General features: G+C 58.5%; 10 protein-coding genes. 7 read left to right on the plus strand and 3 right to left on the minus strand.

The window, feature by feature from the left end:
• Positions 1-74: 74 nt before the first annotated feature.
• The 4 genes from KGB18_RS07005 to KGB18_RS07020 all read left to right on the plus strand — a co-directional run bounded on the left by KGB18_RS07005 (position 75) and on the right by KGB18_RS07020 (position 6,094).
• Positions 75-3,566 (plus strand): response regulator, encoded by a 3,492-nt coding sequence (locus KGB18_RS07005; RefSeq protein WP_223569591.1) that lies wholly within the window; start codon positions 75-77, stop codon positions 3,564-3,566.
• The gene (locus KGB18_RS07010; RefSeq protein WP_123722843.1) at positions 3,566-4,381 is read left to right on the plus strand and encodes a CheR family methyltransferase; all 816 of its coding nucleotides are present in this window, start codon (positions 3,566-3,568) and stop codon (positions 4,379-4,381) included. Before KGB18_RS07005 ends, KGB18_RS07010 begins: the two co-directional genes overlap by 1 nt.
• 76 nt (positions 4,382-4,457) lie before the next feature.
• The gene (locus KGB18_RS07015) at positions 4,458-5,672 is read left to right on the plus strand and encodes a hybrid sensor histidine kinase/response regulator (protein ID WP_123722842.1); all 1,215 of its coding nucleotides are present in this window, start codon (positions 4,458-4,460) and stop codon (positions 5,670-5,672) included.
• A 44-nt stretch (positions 5,673-5,716) separates the two neighbouring features.
• Complete coding sequence (locus KGB18_RS07020; protein ID WP_038983388.1) at positions 5,717-6,094, plus strand: response regulator; 378 nt, start codon at positions 5,717-5,719, stop codon at positions 6,092-6,094.
• Between the two features lie 133 nt (positions 6,095-6,227).
• Here the strand turns inward: KGB18_RS07020 and KGB18_RS07025 are convergent, their stop codons facing one another.
• The 3 genes from KGB18_RS07025 to KGB18_RS07035 form a co-directional block, all read right to left on the minus strand.
• Complete coding sequence (locus KGB18_RS07025; protein WP_223569592.1) at positions 6,228-7,898, minus strand: ATP-binding protein; 1,671 nt, start codon at positions 7,896-7,898, stop codon at positions 6,228-6,230.
• Positions 7,895-9,397: an ATPase domain-containing protein gene (locus KGB18_RS07030; protein ID WP_223569593.1), complete on the minus strand. Its 1,503-nt coding sequence runs from the start codon at positions 9,395-9,397 to the stop codon at positions 7,895-7,897. The genes KGB18_RS07025 and KGB18_RS07030 overlap by 4 nt, the downstream gene beginning before the upstream one ends.
• 226 nt (positions 9,398-9,623) lie before the next feature.
• Positions 9,624-10,679, minus strand: a complete 1,056-nt coding sequence (locus tag KGB18_RS07035; RefSeq protein WP_123722839.1) for a tetratricopeptide repeat protein — start codon at positions 10,677-10,679, stop codon at positions 9,624-9,626.
• Positions 10,680-10,858: 179 nt separating this feature from the next.
• Here KGB18_RS07035 and KGB18_RS07040 point away from each other — a divergent pair, with 179 nt between their 5' ends.
• Genes KGB18_RS07040 through KGB18_RS07050 form a run of 3 tightly spaced genes read left to right on the plus strand, consistent with a single transcriptional unit; the run spans position 10,859 to position 14,166 of the window.
• Positions 10,859-13,006 (plus strand): FUSC family protein, encoded by a 2,148-nt coding sequence (locus KGB18_RS07040; RefSeq protein ID WP_123722838.1) that lies wholly within the window; start codon positions 10,859-10,861, stop codon positions 13,004-13,006.
• On the plus strand, positions 12,996-13,196 hold the full coding sequence (locus KGB18_RS07045) for a DUF1656 domain-containing protein (protein ID WP_038983381.1): 201 nt from the start codon (positions 12,996-12,998) through the stop codon (positions 13,194-13,196). The genes KGB18_RS07040 and KGB18_RS07045 overlap by 11 nt, the downstream gene beginning before the upstream one ends.
• A gap of 4 nt (positions 13,197-13,200) precedes the next feature.
• Positions 13,201-14,166, plus strand: coding sequence for an HlyD family secretion protein (locus KGB18_RS07050; RefSeq protein WP_223569594.1), 966 nt, complete (start codon positions 13,201-13,203; stop codon positions 14,164-14,166).
• Positions 14,167-14,222: the final 56 nt, after the last annotated feature.

Consider the following 14,222-nt stretch of genomic DNA (forward strand, 5'->3'; position numbering starts at 1 on the left):
TGTCAGAAAAATGGATGAGCTCGGCCGTTTTGGGGCAGACTCGATGCTTTTCAACAGTATGACAAGGCTTCCCCATGACCTCTGCGTCCTCGGTTGATGAGCAACGATTCCGTAAACTCTTGAGCCGCAACGTCAGCCTGCCATTGGGTATGGGCATTATCAGCGCGGTTTTCTTCGTTTCGCTGATCAGCTACCTGCTGTCGGTGATCCAGTGGGTCCAGCACACCGACCGGGTGATCAATAATGCCAATGAAGCGATAAAGCTGACCGTCGATCTGGAAACCGGCATGCGCGGGTTCCTGCTTAGCGGCGACGAACATTTCCTTGATCCCTATGAGACGGCCAAGCCGAGAATCGCCGTCGCTCTCAATACCTTGCTCGAATTGACCGTCGACAATCCGGTCCAGACTGATCGTCTGCGCCGGCTCCAGGCCTTGCAGACGGAATGGGCTAATTACGCGCAATCGATGATCGATTTGCAACGCGCCAGCGGTGACTACCGTGGCGCCGTCAAGGCCGGACGCGGCAAGCGTCTGACCGATGAGATCCGCAAGCAATTCGAAAATGTCATCGATCTGGAACAGCAGTTGCGCGCCACTCGCAACGAGGAAGTGCGCCAAACCACGATTTGGAGCATCGCCCTTTATCTGCTGTTCGTGGCCGGTATCAGCGGATTGCTGGCCTACATTGGCCGTCGGGACTTGCTCAAACTGTCCCAAAGCTACAGCGCCAACCTCGCCGGGCAACAGGCCAGTGCCCGGCGCCTGGAACAGCAAGCCTGGTTACGCAACGGTCAGACCGAACTGGCCGAGCAAGTCTTGGGGCAGTTATCCCTCAATCTGTTGGGGCGCAACATTCTGCAGTTCTGCGCCCAATATTTAGGGACGGCTGTCGCGGCGATCTATGTCCGTGAGGATCATGGTGGCCTGAAACGCATCGCGTCTTACGGTTTCTCCCGGGAACAGGAAGCGCTTGAGCAGCAGATCTACAGTGGCGAAGGGATAATTGGCCAAGTGGCGCAACAGGGGCGCTTGATTCGTCTTGATGACGTACCGGGCGACTACTTCAAAGTCAGCTCCGGCCTGGGCGAAGGTTTGCCGCACAGCGTGCTGGTGGTGCCGACCAGCGACGACGATCGGGTCAACGGTGTGATCGAACTGGGGTTCCTGCGCACGCTGACCGATCGCGATGTTGAACTGCTCGAATTGATTGCCGGCAACATCGGTACCTCGATCGAGGCCGCCCGCTATCGCCAGCGCTTGCAGGAAGTGCTGGCCGAAGCCCAGCAACTCAACGAAGAGCTGCAAGTTCAGCAAGAAGAACTCAAGACCGCCAACGAAGAGCTGGAAGAGCAGTCGCGGATTCTCAAGGAATCCCAGGGCCACCTGGAAACCCAGCAGGTAGCGCTGGAGCAAACCAACGAACAACTCGCCAGGCAGGGGGAGATCCTGGTCGCGCAACGCGATGCCATGGACCTGAAGAACACTGAACTGAATCTGGCTCAAGTTGAGCTCGAAGCGCGCGCCGAAGAGTTGCAGCGCTCCAGCACGTACAAATCCGAATTCCTTGCCAACATGTCCCACGAGCTGCGCACGCCGCTGAACAGTTCGTTGATTCTGGCCAAACTGCTGGCGGAAAACCCGCAGGAAAACCTCAGCGCCGAGCAGGTCAAGTTCGCCGATTCGATCTACTCCGCCGGCAATGACTTGCTTAACCTGATCAACGATATTCTCGACATTTCCAAGGTCGAGGCCGGCAAGCTTGAGGTGCGTCCGGAGAACACCAATGTTGCGCGTCTGGTGGAAGGCCTGCGTGGCATGTTCCAGCCGATGGCCGCGGACAAGAAACTGGATTTCCAGGTGCAATTGCAGGCCGATGCACCGCTGACGCTGTTCACCGACCGCCAGCGGCTGGAGCAAGTGATCAAGAACCTGCTGTCCAACGCGGTGAAGTTCACCGAAAAGGGCACGGTCAACCTGAGCGTCGCTGCTCAGCCAGACAATGGCATCGCCTTTATCGTCCGCGATTCCGGTATCGGTATTGCGCCGGATCAGCAGGAAAGCATTTTCGAAGCCTTCCGTCAGGCCGATGGCACCTCCAATCGTCGTTACGGCGGCACCGGCCTGGGCTTGTCGATCTCTCGTGATCTGGCCACGTTATTGGGCGGCTCCATCAGTGTGACCAGCATGCCTGGGCAGGGTAGTGTGTTCACCCTGGTGTTGCCGCAGCACTATGTCGAGCCGGGCGACGCGCCTGTCGAGACGATGAAAGCCACGCCGGTGGTCATGCCGAAAAGTGCCGTGGTTACTGCGCCTGTGCCGCGGATTGCCGACGTCGACATTCCGCGTTTCGACGATGATCGCAACAAGGCGCCATTCGCCACTCGCTGCATTCTGGTGGTGGAGGATGAGCCGAACTTTGCGCACATCCTCTACGACCTGGCCCATGAATTGGGTTATCAGTGCCTGGTAGCCCACGGCGCCGACGAAGGCTACGACCTGGCCGGGCAGTTCATCCCTGATGCGATTCTGTTGGACATGCGCTTGCCGGATCATTCCGGGCTGACGGTATTGCAGCGCCTGAAAGAACATGCCGAAACCCGGCACATCCCGGTGCACGTGATTTCGGTCGAAGACCGCGTCGAAGCCGCCATGCACATGGGCGCCATCGGTTATGCGGTCAAGCCGACCACGCGTGAGGAACTCAAGGATGTGTTTGCCCGCCTCGAAGCCAAACTGACGCAGAAGGTCAAACGGGTGTTGCTGGTCGAAGATGACGATGTGCAGCGTGACAGCATCGCCCGACTGATTGGTGACGAGGACATCGAAATCACCGCTGTCGGCCTGGCGCAGGATGCGCTCGACTTGCTGCGCAGCACGATTTTCGATTGCATGATTATCGACCTGAAGCTGCCGGACATGCTCGGCAACGACTTGCTCAAACGTATGTCCACCGAAGATATCTGCTCGTTCCCGCCGGTGATCGTCTATACCGGACGTAACCTGACCCGGGACGAAGAGGCCGAGCTGCGCAAGTATTCGCGCTCGATCATCATCAAGGGCGCGCGCTCGCCCGAGCGGTTACTAGACGAAGTGACACTCTTTCTACACAAAGTCGAATCCCGGTTGTCCCAGGAACGCCAGACGATGCTCAAGACCGCCCGCAGTCGCGACAAGGTTTTCGAGGGACGTAAAGTGCTGCTGGTGGACGACGATGTACGCAACATCTTTGCCCTCACCAGCGCGCTGGAGCAGAAGGGCGCAATCGTGGTCATTGGCCGTAACGGCCGTGAAGCGATCGAGAAATTGAATGAAGTCGAGGACATCGATCTGGTGCTGATGGACGTGATGATGCCGGAGATGGATGGTTTCGAAGCCACCCTCGAAATCCGCAAGGACCCGCGCTGGCGCAAGCTGCCGATCATTGCAGTGACGGCGAAGGCCATGAAGGACGATCAGGAGCGCTGCTTACACGCCGGCGCCAACGACTACCTGGCCAAGCCCATCGATCTGGATCGTCTGTTCTCGTTGATTCGTGTGTGGTTACCGAAGATGGAACGCATCTAGTGGAGCGCAACACCGAAATCGAATTGCGCTTGTTGATTGAGGCGATCTACCTCAAGTACAGCTACGATTTTCGCGATTACTCCACCGCGTCGATCAAACGCCGGGTCAATCATGCCTTGAGTCAGTTTGAGTGCAAGACCATCTCGTCGCTGCAGGAGAAGGTTCTGCACGACCCGACCGCATTCATGCAATTGCTGCAATTGCTGACGATCCCGGTCAGCGAAATGTTCCGAGACCCTTCGCACTTCCTGGCGCTGCGTCAGGAAGTGGTGCCACTGCTCAAGACTTATCCGTCGATCAAGGTCTGGATCGCCGGTTGCAGCACCGGCGAAGAGGTCTATTCGATGGCGATTCTGCTGCGCGAAGAAGGCCTGCTGGATCGCACCATCATCTATGCCACCGACATCAACCCGCGCTCGCTGGATAAAGCCAGGCAGGGGATTTTTTCCCTGGAGAATGTTCGGGCCTACACTCACAACTACCAGCAGGCTGGTGGTCAGCGTTCATTCGCCGATTACTACACGGCGGCCTATGGCTACGCCATTTTCGACAAGAGCCTGTGCGACAACGTGACCTTCGCCGATCACAGCCTGGCCACCGACAGCGTGTTCTCGGAAACTCAATTAATTTCGTGTCGTAATGTATTGATTTACTTCAACAAAAAACTACAGCATCGCGCGTTCGGCTTGTTTCATGAATCCCTGTGTCATCGGGGTTTTCTGGCACTGGGCAGTAAGGAAACCCTGGATTTCTCGGCTTATGGCAATCAGTTTGAAGCATTGGTCAAACCAGAACGGATATACCGCAAATCATGAATAGGGCAGTGCTGGATACTCATAGGCTGGATCTTCGCGGCATCAGCCATCTGCTTGTCGAGCTGGAAGGAGTCGCATGTTAAGTAGCATCCAGGCCAAATTACTGATCGTCGACGACCTGCCGGAAAACCTTCTGGCGCTCGAAGCATTGATCAGGCGCGAAGATCGTATCGTCTACAAAGCCCTGTCCGCCGACGAAGCCTTGTCGCTGTTGCTGCAGCATGAATTCGCGATGGCCATTCTCGATGTGCAGATGCCCGGCATGAACGGCTTCGAGCTGGCCGAGTTGATGCGCGGCACGGAAAAAACCAGAAACATCCCGATTGTGTTCGTCAGTGCCGCCGGTCGCGAGCTTAATTACGCGTTCAAGGGCTATGAAAGCGGTGCGGTAGACTTCTTGCACAAGCCGCTGGATGTTCACGCGGTCAAGAGCAAGGTCAATGTCTTCGTCGACCTGTATCGCCAGAGCAAAGCGATGAAGCATCAGGTCGAAGCGCTGGAGCACAGTCGCCGGGAGCAGGAGGCGCTGCTCAAACAGTTGCAGAATACCCAGAATGAGCTGGAGCAAGCGGTGCGCATGCGGGATGACTTCATGTCCATCGTGGCGCACGAAGTCCGTACGCCGCTCAACGGCCTGATTCTCGAAACCCAGTTGCGCAAAATGCACTTGGCCCGGGATAACGCCGCAGCCTTCACCCTGGACAAGATGCACGCCATGGTCGACCGCGATGAGCGGCAGATCAAAAGCCTGATTCGCCTGATCGAAGACATGCTCGATGTGTCGCGGATCCGTACTGGCAAGCTGTCGATTCGCCCCAGTCGGTTTGACCTGGTGCAACTGGTGAACAACCTTCTGCAAAACTTTGCACCGCAGGTCGAGGCCGCGGAGTCGTCGGTTACCTTGACGGCCGAGCAGCCCGTGTTGGGCCACTGGGACGAGTTCCGTATCGAACAAGTGATTTCCAACTTGTTGACCAATGCGCTGCGTTATGGCGCCAAGAGCCAGATCGACGTACGCGTGTACAATCAGCACGGGCAAGCGTGGGTTGAGGTTCAGGATCGCGGTATCGGGATCAGTGAAGAGAATCAGCAGCGCATTTTTCAGCAGTTCGAACGGGTTTCCGCCAAGGCCGTTGTAGCAGGGCTGGGCCTGGGGCTGTTTATTTCGGAGCAGATTGTCGCCGCCCACGGTGGCTCCATCACCGTCGAGAGCCGGATTGGCGAAGGCGCCTTGTTTCGCGTTTGTCTGCCGCTGCAGGAAAACAGCCCGATAAACGCAACCTCTGAGTGACCACACGGTCGTATCAGCAGCTATTGACCGAACAAAGGCTTTCCATGAGTGAAGATGCACAAGATGTGGTACTGATCGTCGAGGATGACCCTTCGATCTTGATGGTGCTGTCTGCTTATTTGTCGGGTGAGGGTTACCGGGTGCTGCAAGCCGAAAACGGCGAGCAGGCCTTTGAAATTCTAGCGAGCAAACCGCATCTGGACATGATGATCACCGACTTCCGCTTGCCGGGGGGAATCTCTGGCGTGCAGATCGCCGAACCCGCCGTGAAATTGCGACCGGAGCTCAAGGTCATCTTCATCAGCGGCTATCCGCAGGAAATTCGCGAGACCGACAGCCCGATCACCCGCAAGGCGCCGATCCTGGCCAAGCCGTTCGATCTGGATGTGTTGCAACAGATCATGCAAGACATGCTGTCCTGAAGGCAGCTATATCGCTGACCAGCGGGCCCCTGTAGGAGCTGCCGAAGGCTGCGATCTTTTGATCTTTTTGCGCTCGCGCGACGGCCCCGGATCAAAAGATCGCAGCCTGCGGCAGCGCCTACACAAGAATCCTTCAGATTCTGATCATCTCCCGCACCTTCGCCGTCAACAAATCGAAGGTGAACGGCTTGGTGATCATTTGCATGCCTGGATCAAGAAAGCCACCGCGCACAGCGGCATGTTCGGCATACCCGGTGATGAACAATACCTTGAGATCAGGCCGATACTGCCGGCCGATTTCCGCCAGTTGCCGGCCGTTCATGCCCGGTAGCCCCACGTCGCTGATCAACAGGTCGATTCGCTGACCGGAGTCGAGAATCGGCACGGCGCTGTCAGCATCGCCGGCTTCAACGAAGGCGTAGCCCAATTCACTCAATACGGCGCTGACCAGGACTCGCACGGCGGGATCGTCTTCGACGATAAGCACGGTTTCGCCATTCCGGGCGTAAGGAGCGTGTTGGGCATCGACTTGGGTGTCCTGGAGCAGTTCTCCGCTGAAACGCGGCAAAAACAGACTGACCTTGGTGCCTTTTCCGACTTCACTGTGAATGCTGACGTGGCCGCCAGACTGTTTGCTGAAACCGTAAATCATCGACAAGCCCAGGCCCGTGCCCTGGCCGATGGGTTTGGTCGTGAAGAAAGGATCAAAGGCTCGGTTGATGGTGCTTTGCGGCATGCCGCAACCGGTATCGGTGACGCTCAGGACGATGTAATCGCCCGGTTGCAGATTGCTGTGTGCCTCGGTAAACCCCGTATCCAGATGCTGATTGGAGGTTTTGACCAGCAGCTTTCCGCCGTCGGGCATGGCGTCCCGGGCGTTTAGCACCAGATTGAGCAGGGCGCTTTCGAGTTGGTTGGGGTCGGCCTCGGCCACCCACAGTTGCTCGTCCAGCTGCATTTCAAGGTGAATGCTTTCATTGATGCTGCGCTGCAACAGTTCACCCATGGACACCACCAGGGTGTTCATCTGCACGGGTTTTGAATCCAGCGACTGGCGTCGGGAAAACGCCAGCAGACGATGCGTCAGGCCCGCCGCGCGGTTGGCTGAGGTCACCCCAAGATCGATCAGGCTGTCCAGGTCCTCGGTGCGTCCCCGGGCCAGGCGTCGACGCAGCAGCTCCAGGCTGCCGATGATGCCGGTGAGCATGTTGTTGAAGTCGTGGGCAATACCGCCGGTGAGTTGGCCGACCGCTTCCATTTTCTGCGACTGCCTGAGCACCTCTTCATTGTGGCGCAGTTGCGCGGTGCGTTCCTCGACCTGTTGCTCGAGGGTTTCCAGGGTGTTTTGCAGACGCAGTTCGCTTTGGCTCAGATCAATCAACCGGTCCCTGGCTTCATACTGCCGTCGTCGCCCGCGCAACGCTGTGGTGACCAGACTGATCAGCGTGACCGGATGAAACGGCCGCTCGAGAAAGGTCACGTTGCCCAGTTGCAGCCCGAGTCGCGATGCAGGGTTCTGCTCCGGGCCACCGTGGTGGGTCAGCAGTACGATCGGCAGATCCGACCACGCCGGTTGCTGCTCGATCAGGCCCAGCAGCGGTTCAAGGTTTGCGCCCAATAAGGCCTCGGAAGCAATCACCAGCAGGCCGGCACCCAGCGACAGTTCATTGCACAACGTGCCCAGATCGCGGGTGATGATCCCATCGAACCCTGCCTCGTTGAGCATCATCAGCGCAATCTGGCTGTCGCGTCCCAACGGCGCAAGAATGATCGCACGCTCGGACATTGCCTCCACGGCCGTCACTGGACATCTTCCTCAAGCAGCGGCTTGCTCGCGCCCAGGTAAGTGGGCACTCCACGCAATACACCCTGGAATGCATCCAGTGGTTCACCGATGGTCATGCCCTGGCTGCTGATGCGGTACTCGCGAATGGTTGATTCGTGGCTGCCGGTACGTTTCTTGATGATCGAGATCGCTCGGCGAACCTTGCCCAGGGCTTCGAAGTAGCGCAACAGGATGACCGTGTCGGCCAGATAGGTAATGTCGACGGGGGCCTGCATGTCACCGACCAGTCCATGTTGGGCGACGGTCATGAATGTCGCGGCGCCTTGGCGATTGAGGTACAGCAGCAACTCATGCATGTGCAGCACCAGGGCATTTTCTTCGGGCATTGCCGCCTGATAGCCGTTGATACTGTCGATCACCACGGTTTTGATATTGCCCTCATCGACACAACGACGAACCCGGTAGGAGAATTCGCCGGGGGACAATTCGGCGGCGTCCACTTGCTCGATCAGCAGGTTGCCGGTGTCTTCCAGGGCCTTCAGGTCGATGCCGATGTTTTTCATCCGCTCGAACAGCAGCCCCAGCTCTTCATCGAAGATGAACAATGCAGCCTTTTCGCCACGGGCCACCGCCGCAGCGGCGAAGACCATTGAGATTAGCGATTTGCCGGTACCCGCCGGGCCGAGGATCAGGGTGCTGGAGCCCGTCTCGATACCGCCACCGAGCAGGGCATCCATTTGCGCGATGCCACTGGTCAACTGCTGGCGGATATAACGCCCGCGATGTTCGGCCGCCACCAAGCGTGGGAATACATGCACGCCGTCACCCATAATGGTGAAGTCATGGAAACCGCCCCGGTACTTCTGACCGCGATACTTCACCACGCGGATCCGCCGACGTTCGGCACCGTAGTTAGGCGTCAATTCTTCGAGACGAATTACCCCGTGAGCCACGCTGTGCACGGTTTTGTCGAGAGCTTCGGTGGTCAGGTCATCCAGCAGCAGCACCGTGGCTTCGTAGCGCACGAAGTAATGCTTGATCGCCAGAATCTGCCGGCGGTAGCGCAAAGAGCTTTGGGCCAACAGGCGGATTTCGGACAGACTGTCGACCACGACGCGGGTCGGTTTGACCCGTTCGACTGCTTCGAAAATCTGTTTGGTGGCTTCGCCCAGTTCCAGGTCCGAGGAATACAGCAGACTCTGCTGATGCTCGGCATTGAGCAGGCTTTCCGGCGGCGTCAGCTCGAAGATGTGGATGTTCTCATTCAGCTCCCAGCCGTGGGATAACGCCCCTTGGCGCAGCTCTCGCTCGGTTTCCGACAGGGTGATGTATAACGAGCGTTCGCCGGCACGGGCGCCAGCCAACAGAAAATGCAATGCGACGGTGGTTTTGCCGGTACCGGGTTCACCCTCCAGCAAGAACACATGGCCGCGGGACAATCCACCGGCCAGGATGTCATCCAGACCTTCAATGCCGGTGGCGGCTTTTGCACTGATCAACTCGTTAGATGTAGACAAGAAATGCCCTCTCATGACTAGGGGAAGCGAGGCAGCAGGCTGGGAGCGCCTGAGTGGACTGCCTGATCACTTGACCTTTCGCCGAGACGGCGGTTCAACCTTTTCTTGCTCTGATTTGTAGCAGCTGCCGAAGGCTGCGTTCGGGGGGCGCAGCGCCCGCCGGTCAATCGATGACGAGCGCTACACACTCGAACGCAGCCTTCGGCAGCTGCTACAGAGCGATCGTTTACAGACCTTGCTGCAACGCCGGATCGTCGGGGTTTAGCTGTTCCAGTTGTGCCAGCAATATCTGCACGTTCTGCAACTGTCCGCTTTCCTTCCAGTAGTTGATCAGCAGCACGCGCGCCTTGCGATCGGCCGGGTGGCGCTGGACGATTTCCTGCAACTGGTTCTGCGCCGCCTCCAGCTCCTGCTCACCGTGCAGCGTGGTGGCCAGGTCGTAGCGGTAATCCTTGTTGTCCGGCTCAAGCTCCACGGCTTTGGACAGCCCGAGCAGGGCGAACTCACTTTGCCCGTGATGCAGCAACCAAAGCCCCAGCGCATGCTGCAGGTAGGCCGAGTCAGGCTGGGCCTTTAACTGTTTCGCCAACAATTGCCTGGCGGCATCGCTTTGGCCCTGTTTATCCAGCACTTCGATCTGCATCACCAGTGCCGGCAGGTTGCCGGGCGCCAGTTGCAACGTGCGCTCCAAGGCCTGCTGCGCTTCCTTCAGCTCGGCATTGTGCAAGTGCAGGCGCGCCAGTTGGTATTGGGTTTCGGCGCTTTCCGGCTGCCCCTTGAGAAGCTGCTCCCAAGCATCGATGGCTTGCTCCAAGGGGCCGAAGTACAACCCCAGTTCATCCGGCGTCAGACCCAATAAGGCATTGACCGCCGCAAACCGGACGCTCGGATCGCTGTCATCGAGCAAGGGCCCCAGCAACAGGCTGCGCTGCCCACTGGGCACCAGCCCATTGATGCTTTTGATCGCTGCGATGCGCACATCCGCCGATGGATGTTGCAAGTCCGCATCCGCCAGTTTCAGGGCTTGCGGGCTTGGGTAGTTGGGCAGTTCGGCGTGCAGCCAGACACGGCGCTTGGTCGACAGGTCAGGGCGGCCCAATTGCTGATAAAGCACCCGCGCCGCTCCCGGTTGACCCGCGCGTGCCTGGGCCAGCGCTTCGCTGTAGCCATGCTTGATCGCCGCCGGCACCACGGGCGTCGTGCTACGCAAGAAAAACCAGGCGAGGGCGAGGGCAAACAATACGCAGAGGCTGATGAGCAAGTAGCGGCGGGACTGAGGCATGCAGGAATCCGGGAGCTGGCAGGCTTTTGCAAAGCCACCAGCTTCGGTCAGGCCGGGCTGTGAGTCAAACCCAAGCTTGATTCAGCAGGTAGTCGTCGGCGAATTTGCCTACAGGTATTGTCGACACTGAAACCTGTCGAGGCACTGAAGCAATGACTACGCTTGCTGGAGATGACTTAATGAGCGCTCTCATGCAACCGCTGCTTCAATATTTCAAGGCGATACTCAACCCCGGACGAGAGGTGCTGCTGTTCGCCCTGAGGACCATTGTGGCCGGGCTACTGACGTTGTACCTGGCCTTCCTGTTCGACCTTGAGCAGCCCAAGTGGTCGATCATGGCGGTGGTCATCGTCAGCCAGCCGTTGGGCGGCATGGCCCTGGCCCGAAGTTTCGGTCAGGTCATCGGCACCACGTTAGGAGCGGTGGTGGCGGTGTTGATCATGGCGATCTTCCCCCAGGCGCCCCTGCCTTTCATCCTCACCCTGGCCTTGTGGTTGGCATTCTGTACCGCCGGCGGCACCTTGTTGCGCTACACCAGCTCCCAGGCATTTGTGCTGAGCGGGTACACGGCGGTGGTCGTGGCGCTGCTGGCGGTACCCGATCAGGAAGGCACGTTCCTGCTAGCCGTCACTCGTGTGACCGAAACGCTTTTGGCGGTGGCTTGCGTGTGCGTGGTCAGCCTTCTCACGGCGCGACCGGAAGCTGTGGCGCGGGATTACTTCGCCAAGATCGATCAGGTCATCAAGCTGCTCGCGACCCACGCTGCTGCCGTCATCCGAACCGAAGAAAGCGAGGCCGATTTCCATCGGCGGCAGATGCAACTGCTCGGCGCAATCAGTGCTCTGGAGGGAGTACGTCGGCATTTATATTACGATGCGCCGCGGTTGCGCAGCGCCAATGGTCTGGTGCAACTGCTGGGCAATCAGCTGGTGCTGCTGACTTCGCGGTTGACGGCCTTGCGTCACCAGCGGCAACTGCTCACCGAACGCTGGGAAGGCGCGTTGCCGGAAGAGATACAACGTTTGCGCGCCGAAGAACTGGCGTTTCTCGATGAATTGGCCCTGCAAGGGCGTTCATTGTCGAGCGAGGCACGGCACCATTTCGCCGCGCTGCAACAGCGTTTCGATGACCAGGCCTACAAGGCCGAACAACTCACCGAGACGATGCCTGCCACCCTGCGTTCATTGGCTTGGGCACTGCGTTGGGAGCAGGCACGGATGCTAGAGCAACTGGCGCAGATTCTGGAGCTAAGCGACGCGATCCAGGAAGGGCGTGAAGCCAGTTGCGTGTTCCGTGGCCAGGAAAATCCGCTGCATCTGGATTTCACCTTGGCGGCAATGAATGCAATCCGGGCATTTTTCGCGTTGCTGGTGGCCGGGTTGATCTGGATCGAGACCGCTTGGGATGGGGCCCGTGGCGGGATGATTGTGGTGGGGATTCTCTGTTCGCTGATGGCGACTTTTCCACGGCCGTTGCTGGCCGCGCAAAGCTTTGCCAAAGGGCTGGGTCTGGCCTTGGTGGTGTCGGCGCTCTATCTGTTCATGCTGATACCGATGATTAGTAACTTCGAGTTACTCGCCTTGTTGCTTGCCCCATTGCTGTATGCCGTCGCGGTGGGGTTGGCCAGCCCGCCAACCACTGGCACAGGCATCGGTCTTGGGCTAACGACAATACTGTTGTTGGGCCCGCAAAACACAGGAAGCGGCCAAAACAGCGCTATTCAGTGGTTCGAGTTTGCCGGTGCGTATATCAGCGCCTCCGCGCTGGCGCTCAGTGTCTATGCCTTGATCTTCCCGTTCAGGCCCGTTTTACGGATACGTCGGCTGTTCAATGAAAACTGCGAGCAGGTCTACGCTTTGCTGAAGACGCCGGCCACCGATGAACAACAATTTGCGTTTGAAAGCCGTATGGTCGATCGCCTGACCATGATGTTGGGATTATTGCCGGCGACCAACGACAAGCACTCCATAGAGCTGTTCGAAGTCAGCCTTGGCTGCATGGCACTGGGTGTGGCCTTGAACCAGCTCAGGCAACAGGGGCAAAGCAACACGTTACTGAGTACAGACCAGCAAAACCGTTTGCTGGCTGCCGTGCGTGAGACAGGCCGATTGATCGCCGGGCGGCCCGGGATTGACCTTGAGCAGCTGCTCGGCAACTTGCGTGTCTTGGGCGATGAAATGGATGACTTGCATTTAGACGTTCATGAACACCTGTGGTCGGTTTTCAGAATGCGCGTGGCGTTGTTGATCGTGGTGTCGTTTCTGGAGCGACATCGCCAATACTTTCAACCCGTCCAAACGGAAGGAGAGCCAGCCCTTGCCCATTGATTTTGAATTGGGTGGTGTCTACTTGCCGCCGATTGCCCAGGCGTTACTGCTGGCCCTGCCGATCTTCCTGCTGCTGGACTGGATCTTGCGCCGTTTTGGCGTGCTGCGTTTTGTCTGGCACGAGGCCTTGTTCGAAGGCGCGTTATACGCCTGCGTTTGCGCGACGCTGATTCTGGTGATGGGAGCTTGATGCCTTGAAGAAGATCCTCGCCCGACTCGTGACTGTGGCAGTGGTATTGCTGGCCTTCGTGCTTGGCTGGTTCGCCTGGGAACATTACACCCGCGCGCCCTGGACTCGGGACGCGCGGGTTCGCGCCGATGTGGTGACGTTGTCCGCCGATGTCTCGGGGCGCATCGTCAGCCTGAGTGTTCAAGACAACCAGCATGTTACGAAAGGCCAGTTGCTGCTGGAGATCGACCCGGCTCGTTATACGCTGGCAGTGGAGCATGCCAAGCGCGCGGTGGAAGTCGCAAAAGCCACGCTGGGCCAGTCCGAAGCGACGATTGTCGCCAGCGAAGCAATGCTCAGGCAGCGTCAGAGTGAAGAGCATCGCCGGCGAACCCTCAAACAGCGTTTCGCGATCTCCGGCGAAGAATGGGAGAAATCCAGTACCGAAGTGGCGGTGGCGCAGGCGGAGCTGTTGCGCAATCAGGCCAATCTGGGCCTGGCCCAGGCCAACGTGCAACTGGCGATCGCTGCATTGACCCAGGCCGAACTGGACTTGCAGCGCACGCGGGTCGCAGCGCCTGTCAGCGGTTACGTGACCAACCTGCTGACTCGCCAGGGCGATTACGCCACTGCCGGAGGGGCGTTGTTGGCACTGGTAGACAGCGACTCGTTTTATATCAGCGGCTACTTTGAAGAAACAAAGCTGCCGCGAATCGAGGAGGGCGACCGGGTCAGGGTCGAGTTGATGAGCGGCGAGACCTTCGGCGGCACCGTGCAAAGCATCGCTTTTGCTATCGCCGACCGCGAGAACTCCCCCGGCAGTCGCCTGCTAGCCAGCATCAACCCCAGTTACACCTGGGTCAAGCTGGCGCAAAGGGTGCCGGTGCGGATTCAGATCGATGCTGACTATGTCGCTAAAAACCGTCTGAGGGCCGGGACCACGGCCACCGTGACAGTCCTGGAAAGCCGCGAGACTCAAGAACACCGCTAACCCTGTGGGAGCGGGCTTGCCCGCGATGGCGGTGGGTCAGCCAACATCAACGCTGA

This window comes from Pseudomonas sp. BF-R-26, assembly GCF_019947395.1.
GTDB classification, from domain to species: domain Bacteria; phylum Pseudomonadota; class Gammaproteobacteria; order Pseudomonadales; family Pseudomonadaceae; genus Aquipseudomonas; species Aquipseudomonas farris.

Bases quoted from the DNA above. Each gene is read 5' to 3' on its own strand.
- KGB18_RS07005 (WP_223569591.1), top strand. From the start codon at position 75: ATGACCTCTGCGTCCTCGGTTGATGAGCAACGATTCCGTAAACTCTTG.
- KGB18_RS07015 (WP_123722842.1), top strand. From the start codon at position 4,458: ATGTTAAGTAGCATCCAGGCCAAATTACTGATCGTCGACGACCTGCCG.
- KGB18_RS07020 (WP_038983388.1), top strand. From the start codon at position 5,717: ATGAGTGAAGATGCACAAGATGTGGTACTGATCGTCGAGGATGACCCT.
- KGB18_RS07040 (WP_123722838.1), top strand. From the start codon at position 10,859: ATGAGCGCTCTCATGCAACCGCTGCTTCAATATTTCAAGGCGATACTC.
- KGB18_RS07035 (WP_123722839.1), bottom strand. From the start codon at position 10,679: ATGCCTCAGTCCCGCCGCTACTTGCTCATCAGCCTCTGCGTATTGTTT.